The organism is Chitinophaga sp. RCC_12, from assembly GCF_041360695.1.
GTDB lineage: Bacteria > Bacteroidota > Bacteroidia > Chitinophagales > Chitinophagaceae > Chitinophaga.
In genome coordinates, this window is record NZ_JBFUPS010000016.1 from 52064 (window position 1) to 63538 (window position 11475).

Genomic DNA, 11475 nt, shown 5'->3' on the forward strand with positions numbered 1-11475 from the left:
TTAAAACCTACAGACTTGAAAACGCTGTTTACACTGTTCAGAAAGAACTCCTGGTTCTTTCTGCCCTTCCTGCTATGGCTAATAGTGGGCGGAGTGATGTTAGCCACTTACAGCCAACGGGACCTGTTTCTCAGTATTAACAGAGAACATTCCGGCTGGGGCGATGTTATTGTTACCGGGCTTACCTACCTCGGTGACGGGATTATGTTTGGAATAGTGCTGTTCCTGATGCTGGTAACCCAGCGGTTCCGGCTATTCTTTATCGGGCTGGCAGTGCTGCTGCTGGTCACCATCGTAGTACAGATGGCCAAACATTATTATAATGCACCACGCCCCATCTCCTATTTCGGGGATGAAACGGCTACGCTGGTGCACACGGTGAGATGGGTTAATGTACACAGCAGTTGCAGTTTCCCTTCCGGTCATTCCGCAGCGGCTTTTGGCATGTTCAGTTTTCTGGCCGTAATTGTGCGCAATAAAAAGCTGGGATTGCTGTTATTATTAATGGCGCTTGGCGCCGGTTATTCCCGCATTTACCTGGCGCAGCATTTCTTTATAGATGTATATGTTGGCAGCATTGTGGGGACTTTAAGTACTGTCATCGTGTATGGACTTTTCAGTTTCCGGGACACCAGGTCGTCGCCGGAAGTATGTGCAGAGGCGCTTTTACAGTCCAATGCCACCACATAGCAAGGCATCATTACGAACGGTCACAGGCTGACCGTTCGTAATCCAATTTTTTAAATACTTTCAATGAAATACCTATTGATTGCCCTGGTGGCCGCTTTACTATTTATACCTTTTCTTGGGGCCGTACATTTATTTGACTGGGACGAAATCAACTTTGCGGAAGCAGCACGCGAAATGATTGTAAGCCACAACTACAGCCAGGTGCAGATCGATTTCCGTCCTTTCTGGGAAAAACCACCCTTATTTATATGGATGCAGGCGGGAAGCATGCATCTTTTTGGTGTAAATGATTTTGCTGCCCGTTTTCCCAATGCCATCATCGGCATTGCCACCCTGATCAGTTTATTTGCCATCGGGAAAAAAACAGTGGATGAAAGATTCGGTTTCTGGTGGGCGCTGGTATATGCGGGCTCCTGGTTACCGCATTTTTATTTTAAGTCAGGTATCATCGATCCTACGTTTAATTTCTTCATCTTCCTTTCTATCTACTTTGCCTATCGCATCGGGTATAACCATAAACCTTTCCGTACGGCCATTTTAAGTGGCTTATTCCTCGGACTGGCTGTATTGACCAAAGGACCGGTAGCCATACTGGTAGCTTTATTGTGCCTGTTGATATACTGGATCTGGAATAAAGGAAAGATCAGTATCCGGTTTTCCCACCTTGGCTTAATCGCCTTGTTTGCCTGTATTACCACGCTGTTGTGGTTTGGATATGAGATTGCAGCGCATGGCTGGTGGTTTGTCAATGAATTTGTGGCTTACCAGATCCGTCTGCTTACTACGGAAGATGCCGGTCATGGCGGTCCTTTCTTTTATCACTGGATTGTATTGCTGATAGGCTGTTTTCCGGCGAGCACATTTCTTTTCACCTATTTACAAAGCAGGAAAAAAACGATCTACTCCACTCCTGCCGCCATTGAACTGAAGGATTTCAAAGTATGGATGTGGGTGTTATTCTGGGTAGTACTGATCCTTTTCTCTATTGTAAAAACAAAGATTGTACATTATTCTTCGCTGTGTTATTTCCCCCTGTCTTTTCTTGCGGCCTGGCAGGTATACCTGCTCTCTGAGGGAAAGCAGCGGCTGCGTGGCTGGAATATTGCCCTGATACTTTTCATCGGTATTGTGCTCGGATTGGCGATTGCAGTATTGCCGTTGGTAGGTGTTTACAAAGACCTGCTGATCCCATACATCGGCGATAAATTCGCGGTAGCCAACCTGCAGGCAGCAGTGCCCTGGTCGGTAGCCGAAGCCGGATATGGCACAGGTTATATTATACTTGTTATTATAAGCAGTGTATTGCTGATACGCCGGAAGATCAGCAAAGGATTGATGTGTTTGTTTATCAGTTCCATATTAGTGATACAGGTAACAGTAGTACATTTTGTGCCTAAGATAGAAGCCTATTCACAACGCGCTGCCATAGACTATTTCATTTCCCTGCAAGGGAAAGACGTATATGTGAAGGCGTTAGGATACCACAGTTATGCGCAGCATTACTATTCAAGAGAGCTGCCACATTCCAATAAGAACTATTACAACGAAGACTGGCTCCTGAATGGCCGGATCGACAAGCCCGCCTACTTCATTTGCCGTATTACGGATAGTGAGCCTTACCGGCGCCACCCTAACCTGGAGGTGATTGGTGAGAAGAACGGCTTCGTGTTCCTGAAGCGGAAATAGCGGATTTTGTCTTTCTCGCTGATTACGCTGATTATACTGATTACCTGGATTTTTACTTTTGGATTTTTTTTGATTTTGAGATTTAATAATTAAGGGAGATAAGAGCGGATATCCGCTTCTATCTCCCTTAATCCTTTATAAAATCCAAAAGTAAAAATCCAGGTAATCAGTATAATCAGCGTAATCAGCGAGAAAGACAAAATCCGCACCGGAGGCGATTACACCGCTGCTTTATAGCGTTTCTCCACTTCATCCCAGTTTACGGCATTCCAGAAAGCGTCGATGTATTCCGGGCGTTTGTTCTGGTGTTTCAGGTAGTAGGCGTGTTCCCATACGTCGAGCGCCAGGATGGGTGTGCCCTTATCTTTCACGATATTATGCATCAGCGGATTGTCCTGGTTAGGTGTATTGATGACAGCCAGTTTCTTATCCGGGGTTACGATGAGCCATGCCCAGCCGGAGCCGAAAACAGTTTTTGCGGCATCATTGAATTTTGTCTGGAATGCTTCCCAGCTGCCGAAAGCGCTGGTGATGGCTGACTTCAGCTTATCAGAAGGCGTCTTTTTTGTGGGCGACAATAATGTCCAGAAGAGGGAGTGATTATAATGTCCGCCACCGTTATTGCGAATGGCTTTATCTTTGTCCGTCACTTTGTTCATGATTTCTTCGAGCGACAGTGTTGCAAATGCTGTACCGGCGAGGTTATCATTCAGGTTCTTCACATAGGCAGCATGGTGCTTATCGTGGTGAATTTCCATAGTGAGCTTGTCGATATGAGGCTCAAGGGCATCATATGCGTAAGGCAACGCAGGTAGAACAAAGGGGGCTTTAGGATCGGCAAAGGCCGGCTGGCCGGATACAGAAGAAGTGGCCAGGCTGCTCAATGGCCCGCTCAGGATGGCGGCGCCGGCAAGACTGGTAAGCTTGAGAAATTCTCTCTTATCCATGTTTTATTATTTAAATATATTATTGAGTAATAAAGATCGAGTCAGGCCGGGAATGCCGCAAATATTAAACCAAATCTCGTTGGTGGAGAGAGATGAAAACTAATATTAAAACTAAGGTAAAAGTATAAAAACGATGATTTAATATCAAAATAAAGGGAAACTTTTACTTTGTTTTCATATTAAATTACTATTTTACCTTACATTCATATCATTTTTGTAATGAAAAGTTGCAATTAATTGTGTGATTGCCAGATATATTTATCCCGGGCCTGGCAGGCAAACAAAGGAACCTGTTCATTAACCCGCCAATGCGCCAACGTAATAACCGATCAGATATAATTAATATTTTAAGCGAATACTAAAGAGCAACAGGAATTGCTTTACACACGATAATTTAGCGTCATTCAGTGCAAGCAATCCTGGTCCAACCTCGATAAAGCAGGAAACATGATACAAGAGTACCTCAGGAAACAACAGGATAAGAGCAATGACTACAAGCCTGTTTTTTATGATTTGAAGCACGCACAAGACCTTCAGTCCTTCGAGACCCTTCTGGAAACCCATCCGCACCTACGCATCAACGACCATATCGACTCTCAGTTAAAGGAGCTGATGAAAATCAGGAATCCTACCAAACGCTTGACTGCAGAGGAATACGAGGAAAAAGTACAGGCACATCTTGGTGGTATTTCCCCCGAAAAATATGGCGTGTGGGTATACTATCCCTGGAACGACCAGCTGGTGCACCTGGTAAATGAAGCGGAGTTTATTGAGTTACGTACCAGCAGGAACCAGCATAAAATTACTGCGGAAGAAATTGCGGTATTGTCAAAAAAGAAGATCGGTATTGTCGGCTTATCCGTTGGGCAATCGATCGCATTAACGCTGGTCATGGAGCGTATCTGTGGCGAACTGCGGCTGGCAGATTTCGACCGGCTGGAGCTGACCAACATGAACAGGATCCGTTGTGGTGTGCACAATATACAATTGCCGAAAGTGGTGATAGCCGCCCGTGAAATTGCGGAGCTGGATCCGTTTATTAAAGTAAGCATTTACGAGGATGGCATGACAGAAGCCAATATGGATGACTTCTTTACCGGCGGTGGTGTGCTGGATATTTTTGTGGAGGAATGTGATGGCGTTGATATTAAGATATTAAGCAGAATAAAGGCGAAAGCGCTGAAGATACCGGTTGTTATGGAAATGAACGACAGGGGCATGATAGATATTGAGCGGTTTGATCTTGAACCGGACCGGCCGCTTATGCACGGTTTGATACCGGAGGTGAATATTGATACCTTAAAGGGTTTAACGGATGCGGAGAAGCTGCCCATCTTCAGTCCCATGCTGGCGCTGGACAAGGCATCTGACAGGATGAAATTCTCCCTGGGTGAGATTGGTAAAACTATTACCACATGGCCCCAGCTGGCCTCTTCAGTTGTACTGGGAGGAGCCCTGGTTGCCGACACCTGCCGTCGTATCGCCCTGGATCAGTTAAAGAGTTCAGGCAGGTATTACATAGATTTTGAGCAGTTGATTGTTTAACATACTTATGCCTTGTATAAGCGCTATTCCGCAATGTCATGATTAATGTAAGGGTATTTAGGGCTCCGGATGATCCTGAGGCTTGCATGAGATTTTATACCGGTCACCTCAAGTTGCTGGAAATTTATTTTGGTATTGCCCAGGTAACATCCGGCAGCGCTGACTGGATGCAACATGAAAATACAATAGTGATCATAGTGGAGGACGATACTCGTACCAAAACATATGGTGGGGCACGTGTGCAGATTGCTGACGGCGTGTTACCACTGCCCATTGAAACGGCGATAGGCAAATACGATCCGAAAATATATTCATATGTAAAAAAAGGCAGTGCAGAGATCTGTGGAATGTGGAATTCCAAAGAAGTGGCCGGGATGGGAATCGGCAGCCAGGTACTGGCAAGAGTAGGTGTTGTATTGGGCGCACAGTTACCGATAGACACCTATCACGTGTTATGCGCACCCATCACCACCCGGGTAGGGAAACGTGTAGGTTTTGTTATAGATGAATCACTGGGAAATAACGGTACGTTCTTTTATCCGAAAGACGACTTCCTGGCCACCGCTATGGTGATCAACGATTGCTACGAGCTGCCACATGCCGATCCCAAGGAGAAATTACTGATTTCAGATCTGCGTGAAAATCCAATGCAATCTAAAATAGAAGTGGGCCCAAAGGGTTCCTACGAGGTAAACTACAGCCTCCGGATCCCTACACACGCCCACTTTACCCCTTAAAACAATTAATCGGGGCCGGTATTTCTGAAAAAAACATATAAATTCAAGGCTGATACTAATCTATTTTCGTGATGCTGTCCAAGATTGTTGGTTTATGGTCAATCTTTACCCTGTTAGTCCTGTTTCATGTAACGGCACAACCTGTTGTTTTTAAAAACAGCAAATCGCTGTTACAGATAGGTGGTTATCTTGAGCTATATACTGATAAGGCAGACACGCTCACTATTGCCTCAGCTCCCATGCAGGCATTCAAGGCTTCGGGGCAGGACGTACCCAACCTGCAGATCACGCCATATACCCAATGGGCAAGGTTTTCCATCAATAACCAGTCGAAAGCGGAGAAGCTGCTGCTGGAGGTGGAATACCCTATTATAGACGACATCACGCTATACGAACTGTTGCCGGATGGCACTATCAGGCAAACCCGGCTGGGGGAGTTTACCGCTTACAAAAACCGGGGATACGACCACCAGAATTATCATTTCCCTATACGGCTGCTACCGAATGAAACACGGCAGTTCTATCTGAAAGTAAAGGCCGGGGAACAGCTACAGCTACCGATTTACCTGGGCACTCCCGAAAGTATCTTTGAAAAGAACAACAAACGGGAGCTGATTTTTGGTATATACGTGGGCGTTATCCTGGCCATGGCCTTTTATAATCTCTTTATTTACATATCTACCCGTGACAACAGCTATCTCATTTACGTGAGTTATATTATATGCGTGGGGCTTACCCAGGTAACGCTGCAGGGTTATTCCTTCCGTTTCCTGTATCCCAACAGTCCATGGCTGGCCATGCACGCCACGGTGCTGGTGCCGGTGTTCAACGGGCTTACGGCGCTGGTGTTTATCCAGCAGTTCCTGTCTACCAAGGTGAACTACCCCCTGGGGCATAAGCTGATGAATACCGGGATTGTGCTGTACATGCTTTGCTTTATACCCACCTTCCTGGATATGTATAATTATGCGCAGATACTGGTGCAGCTGGATGCTTTCCTCGCCGCGGTGATGGCCTTTGTTGTTGCCTACCGTATCAGTATGAAGGGAGTAAACGCAGCCCGTTTCTTCCTGTTGGCATGGTCAATATTCCTCATCAGTATTTTCGTTTTTGTACTGCGCAATTTCAATATCCTGCCGTATAACAACTTTACCTACTATGCGCTGCAGATTGGTTCCGGTGTGGAAGTACTGCTGCTGTCGTTTGCACTGGCCCATAAGATCAATGTGTTCAAGGCGGAAAAAGAAGCATCACAGCAAATGGCCCTGGCTATTTCCCAGGAAAATGAAAGACTGGTAAGGGAACAAAACATCATACTGGAAAGTAAAGTAAAGGACAGAACTGAAGACCTGCAGGCCACCAACCTGGAACTGAACATGGCCTTAACTAACCTGAAAGATGCACAAACCCGGCTGGTGGAAAAAGAGAAAATGGCATCGCTTGGTCAGCTGACGGCTGGTATTGCGCATGAAATCAATAACCCGATCAACTTTGTTACATCCAATATCAAACCGTTGAAACTGGATATCGCGGATCTGAGGGAGCTGTTAAACCGCTATGATGAATTACCTGTAAGCACAGATATATCCAAATCACTGGCGGATATTGCCCTGTTCAAGAAAGAAATTGATATTGATTACATCCACGAAGAAATTTCGTCGCTTATCAAAGGTATAGAAGACGGCGCTTCACGCACCGCCGAAATTGTGAAGGGGTTACGTACTTTCAGCCGGCTGGATGAAAGCGAGGTAAAATCCATTGACATCCACGAGGGACTGGATTCCACACTGGTACTGCTTCGTAATGCCATACCACCTTATGTGAACATCATAAAGGATTACGCAGGTTTGCCGAAGATTGAATGTTACGCCGGTAAAATAAACCAGGTGTTTATGAACATTTTCAGCAATGCGCTGAATGCTATCAAAAGCAAGAAGGAGCATCATAATGAATTTATCTCCATTACCACCAGGCAGGAGAACAGCTTCATTGTTATTACCATTAAAGATACCGGTATTGGCATGTCGGAAGCGGTGCGGGAAAAGATCTTTGATCCGTTTTTCACCACCAAAGATGTGGGGGAAGGTACCGGGCTGGGATTATCTATCGTATTCAGTATCATTGAGAAGCATAAAGGGAAGATCGTTGTGAACTCAGCGCCGGGTGAAGGAGCGGAATTTATTATATATTTACCTCTTAGTATCGCAAATCATTTATCCTAATAACCATAAGGCCCTTCAATGAAAGAAAACCGCATAAGAATATTATACATAGATGATGAGATTCATAACCTGAACGCGTTTAAAGCGAGCTTTCGCAGAAGTTATGAAATCTACACCGCTACTTCTGCGCAGGAAGGCAAACTGCTGCTGAAGGAGATCATGGTGCATATTATCATCGCCGATCAGAAAATGCCAGTAGCTACGGGTGTGGAATTCTTCAATGAAATAAAGGATATCCTGCCTGACCCGATGCGCATTTTGCTGACCGGTTATACGGATGTGGAAGATATTATTGATGCCATTAACAAGGGCCACATCTACTCCTATATCAAGAAGCCATGGGATGAGCATGAGCTGCACAAAACCATTAACAATGCCTACGAAATATACCGCACACGAAAGCAACTCCGGGAGAAGATAGAAGAGCTGGAAAAAACGAATGATGAACTCAACCGGTTTATTTACTCCACTTCGCATGATTTGCGTTCACCGTTGATGTCTGTGCTGGGAATTATCAATCTGTCGAGGCTGGATAATTCTGTGGTAGATCCCAATGGTTATATAAACATGGTAGAAACCTGTGTGTTAAAACTGGATGATTTCATCCAGAAGATCATTGAATACTACCGTAATTCCCGCCTGGAGATAGAATATGAGAGAATTGACTTCAACACCCTGCTGAACGATTGTATCACTGCGTTTAAACCGCAGAATACCCAGATCCGCTTTCAAACCAATGTGGACCAGGCCGTTGATTTCAGGGGGGATACCTTCAGGATCAGTGTTATTTTGAACAATCTTATTTCAAATGCTGTTAAATACCAGAAGCCGGAGGAAACAAACCCGATGGTTAACCTGGCGGTTAAAGTAGAGCCACACAAAGCAACTATCTGTATACGTGATAACGGGATCGGCATTTTAAGCGAGCATCTGAACAATATTTTCAAGATGTTTTTCCGGTCCAAAAACAATAATAAACCGGGCAGTGGTATTGGCTTGTATATTGTAAAGGAAGCATTGAGTAAAATAGGCGGTACCATTAATGTGGAGTCCAAATATGGCGAGGGCACCCAATTTGAAATTACCATCCCCAACAGAAATGAATTCGATACCTGACCTGCGAGTCATATTGATTGATGACAATGAAATTGATTTGTTGCTGCATGAGAAGTTGATCGGATTTCAACAAATCAGCAGAACGGTCATTTCGTTTGCAAATGCCAATAAGGCACTGGAATTCCTGTCTTCCAATATTGCCTTGCCTAAAATTCCGCCCACTGTTATCCTGCTGGATATCCAGATGCCGGAGATGGATGGCTTTGAATTTCTCCAGGCATTTGATTCTTATCCCAGTAAGATTAAGTCCCAATGTCATATCGTAATGGTGTCTTCTTCCCTGGATTATGGGGATATAACCCGTACCAACGCGAATCCCATGGTAATTAAATTACTCCGGAAACCCTTGCTGTTAAAAGATCTGAAAGAAACCGTGGAAGGAATTTTCAAAGATTTTCTATAAAATGTTGGTGTTTACAGGAAAAAATATATTTTTGCATCCCGAAGAAAGCAATAAACGGGGGATTAGCTCATCTGGTAGAGCGCAAGCATGGCATGTTTGAGGTGAACGGTTCGAGCCCGTTATCCTCCACCCGTAAAGCCTGACACAATGTGTCGGGCTTTTTTTATGGCTAAAGCCGGCGATCAGGCCAGTACATCGGTTAAGCCGGCGGCCACAGGCCTGGTTTGTTTCAGGGGTAATACGATGATGAAGGCAGCGCCCTCTCCTTCCCTGCTCCTGGCGGTGATAACTCCGCCGTGTTTATCAATCACTTTTTTGGCAATAGCCAGTCCGATGCCGGTGCCCTCATAGAGTTCCGAAGTGTGGAGGCGCTGGAAGATGGTAAATATTTTAGAAAGATATTTTTCATTGAACCCGATTCCATTATCCCGGATAATAATGCGGCAGTACTGCCCGCCTTCAAAGCTGGCACTGTCGGGGTTTAGATCCGTTACAACATCTGCGGTAATATGTATCTGAGGAGGTATATCTTTCCGTGAAAACTTTAACGCGTTGCTGATGATGTTTTGAAACACCTGGCGTATTTGCCCCGGCACAGCTTCAATCTGAGGCATTTTTTCCACAGTGATGACCGCATCCCGTTCAACGATCATCAGCTCCAGGTCGACCAGGATCTCCTGTATGATTTTATTGAAGTCGGTAACTTCGTTTATGCTTGCCCCGGATAAACGGGAATAGTTCAACAGGTCGTTGATGAGCCTTGCCATTCGTTCTGAGGAGCCTACAATCCTTTCCATATAGGAAAGGGCGTTAGGGTCCGTATGCAGAAACTTATCTCTTAAAATAGCGCCGAAAAGCTGAATTTTCCGCAGGGGTTCTTTCAGGTCATGGGAAGCGACAGATGCAAACTGTTGCAGATCGTGGTTGCTGGCTTCCAGCGATTTATTGATCTCTCTCAGTTCTTCTGTCCTTTCCCTTACTTTCTGTTCCAGCATATCATTTACCTGTTGCTGGTGTGCTATCAGTGCTTCCTGTGCGAGTTTTCTTACCTCTACTTCTTCTTTGAGCGACTGATGCATTTGCTTCAGTTCCTGCGATTGCTGATAAAGGCGGGAGAATGTCTTTACTTTCATCAGGAGGATATCCGGGTCCACCGGCTTGGTGATATAGTCGATACCGCCGGAGTCATATCCTTTTACAATAAACCGTTTGTCTTTATTCACGGCAGAGAGGAAAATAATCGGAATGTCCTTCGCTTTACTGTGCCCCGACAGTGCTTCCGCCACTTCAAAGCCGTCCATGCTGGGCATTTGCACGTCCAGGATGATAAGTGTGTAGCTGTGTTTGAGTATTTTCTTCAGGGCTTCTTCCCCGGATAGCGCGGTATCCACCTCGAACCGGTATAGTTCGAGGGTTTTCCTGATAGACAGTATATTTTCCGGCTTATCATCTACAATTAAGATCATACGACATACTCGTTATAACAGGCGGGCAACGGGTGGAAAGCGGCCCAATGTTATTCTTTTAAACTTTTAAACAATGACAGCTCAATAATCATACCTCTGCCATTCGGTTTATGAAGGCAGCCATTTCCTGTGGCTGCAGTATAGCGTCAACGGGCGCCTGGAGGATGGCTTGTCTTGGCATGTAATCCACATCCGCTGTAGCCGGGTCCTGCACTGCGGTGGTGCCTCCTGCCTCGTGTACATCTTTCAGCCCTTCGGTGCCATCTGTGTTGGCGCCGGAAAGCAGTATGGCGGTCACTTTACTGCCATAGGCCAGCGCTGCGGAAGTAAAGGTAACGTCAATACTCGGTCGGCTGAAATTCACTTTCTCCGAATCATCCAGGGAAAAAGTATGATCCGATTCTATCAGTAAATGGTAATCCGCCGGCGCGATGTAGACGGTAGCCGGTAACAGGGGTTCTTTCTCACCAGCTTCTCTGACCGGCAGGATGGATTTACTAGACAATAACTCCGTTAATACCGACTCATAATGGCTTTGGCGGTGCAATACAATTAAAATGGCTGCAGGAAGTGAAGCAACAAGTCCTGGTAACAATGTCAGGATAGGTTGCAATCCCCCGGCAGAACCGCCTATTACAATTAAATACGGTGCTGTAGTCATAT

The 11475-nt window shown here is 45.4% G+C and carries 10 protein-coding genes and 1 tRNA gene; 8 read left to right on the top strand and 3 right to left on the bottom strand.

What is annotated here, in order from left to right; translation table 11 throughout:
• Positions 1–15 precede the first annotated feature (15 nt).
• Together AB6805_RS31140 and AB6805_RS31145 are read left to right on the top strand one after the other, a co-directional pair.
• On the top strand, positions 16–690 hold the full coding sequence (locus tag AB6805_RS31140; RefSeq protein WP_370913343.1) for a phosphatase PAP2 family protein: 675 nt from the start codon (positions 16–18) through the stop codon (positions 688–690).
• 63 nt (positions 691–753) lie between these two features.
• Positions 754–2376: an ArnT family glycosyltransferase gene (locus tag AB6805_RS31145; RefSeq protein ID WP_370913344.1), complete on the top strand. Its 1623-nt coding sequence runs from the start codon at positions 754–756 to the stop codon at positions 2374–2376.
• A gap of 218 nt (positions 2377–2594) precedes the next feature.
• Here AB6805_RS31145 and AB6805_RS31150 read toward each other — a convergent pair whose 3' ends face one another.
• The gene (locus AB6805_RS31150; protein ID WP_370913345.1) at positions 2595–3323 is read right to left on the bottom strand and encodes a superoxide dismutase; all 729 of its coding nucleotides are present in this window, start codon (positions 3321–3323) and stop codon (positions 2595–2597) included.
• A gap of 447 nt (positions 3324–3770) precedes the next feature.
• Here AB6805_RS31150 and AB6805_RS31155 point away from each other — a divergent pair, with 447 nt between their 5' ends.
• The 6 genes from AB6805_RS31155 to AB6805_RS31180 all read left to right on the top strand — a co-directional run bounded on the left by AB6805_RS31155 (position 3771) and on the right by AB6805_RS31180 (position 9475).
• Complete coding sequence (locus AB6805_RS31155) at positions 3771–4868, top strand: ThiF family adenylyltransferase (RefSeq protein ID WP_370913346.1); 1098 nt, start codon at positions 3771–3773, stop codon at positions 4866–4868.
• Positions 4869–4954: 86 nt separating this feature from the next.
• On the top strand, positions 4955–5605 hold the full coding sequence (locus AB6805_RS31160; RefSeq protein ID WP_370913347.1) for a hypothetical protein: 651 nt from the start codon (positions 4955–4957) through the stop codon (positions 5603–5605).
• A 71-nt stretch (positions 5606–5676) separates the two neighbouring features.
• Entirely contained in the window at positions 5677–7827 is a 2151-nt protein-coding gene (locus AB6805_RS31165) for a 7TM diverse intracellular signaling domain-containing protein (protein ID WP_370913348.1), read from the top strand.
• Between the two features lie 18 nt (positions 7828–7845).
• Positions 7846–8943, top strand: a complete 1098-nt coding sequence (locus AB6805_RS31170; protein WP_370913349.1) for an ATP-binding protein — start codon at positions 7846–7848, stop codon at positions 8941–8943.
• On the top strand, positions 8927–9346 hold the full coding sequence (locus AB6805_RS31175; RefSeq protein WP_370913350.1) for a two-component system response regulator: 420 nt from the start codon (positions 8927–8929) through the stop codon (positions 9344–9346). Before AB6805_RS31170 ends, AB6805_RS31175 begins: the two co-directional genes overlap by 17 nt.
• A 56-nt stretch (positions 9347–9402) precedes the next feature.
• A tRNA-Ala gene (locus AB6805_RS31180) sits at positions 9403–9475 on the top strand.
• Positions 9476–9528: 53 nt separating this feature from the next.
• On the opposite strand, the gene AB6805_RS31185 is transcribed toward AB6805_RS31180, so the two are convergent.
• Together AB6805_RS31185 and AB6805_RS31190 are read right to left on the bottom strand one after the other, a co-directional pair.
• On the bottom strand, positions 9529–10812 hold the full coding sequence (locus AB6805_RS31185; protein WP_370913351.1) for a response regulator: 1284 nt from the start codon (positions 10810–10812) through the stop codon (positions 9529–9531).
• Positions 10813–10900: 88 nt separating this feature from the next.
• On the bottom strand, positions 10901–11473 hold the full coding sequence (locus AB6805_RS31190) for a chemotaxis protein CheB (protein ID WP_370913352.1): 573 nt from the start codon (positions 11471–11473) through the stop codon (positions 10901–10903).
• Between the last annotated feature and the right edge of the window lie 2 nt (positions 11474–11475).